The following is a 489-nucleotide window of genomic DNA, read 5'->3' as shown; positions in this document are numbered from 1 at the left end:
GCGTTATGTTTTAAGGATAAAAATGAAACATTCAGTTTTTATGAGTTTAGTATTTTTGACTGGGTGTGCTGCTAGTCAGGCAGCACCAATAGAAGTTCTCAGTTATGAAGTTGATGATAACGATTACACCTTGATAGCTATTAGTGAAAAAGAGCTAACAAGTTCTAACGGTGAAATCGATAGTGTTTTCGAGGAAAAAGTTAAAGAGCTTTGCCCGTATGGTTATTTAGTTTCGGAATCAACAAAAGATAAAGGCCCAGATGGTACATGGCGAAAAAGGCGCATGGAGTACTATATAAAAACGAACGAAGTCAAGACTGCTTATTCTTACTCTAAAAGTGTAAGGTGTACGCTTTGATTACAAACATAACAAAGCGTTTAAGTGGGATTCATGCCGCGTGGCATTTTTGGTTTGCAGTGAGTTTTGTGGTGAAAATGGTCTGCGGAAGGTTGGTTTATGCTGCACTCACCCCTTAACGCGGCGTTATG

Annotated in this window: 1 protein-coding gene and 1 pseudogene; both read left to right on the top strand. The window is 39.1% G+C overall.

The features are described from left to right. A partial coding sequence (locus UF06_RS00120; RefSeq protein WP_206778249.1) for a hypothetical protein occupies positions 1-358 on the top strand: 358 nt, incomplete at its 5' end. Between the two features lie 8 nt (positions 359-366). Then, positions 367-489 (top strand): annotated as a pseudogene (locus UF06_RS23345) (DUF3265 domain-containing protein); the annotation flags it as partial.

The organism is Vibrio sp. S234-5 (assembly GCF_000960595.1).
Taxonomy (GTDB): domain Bacteria; phylum Pseudomonadota; class Gammaproteobacteria; order Enterobacterales; family Vibrionaceae; genus Vibrio.
This window is presented reverse-complemented; position numbering and strand designations above follow the sequence as displayed.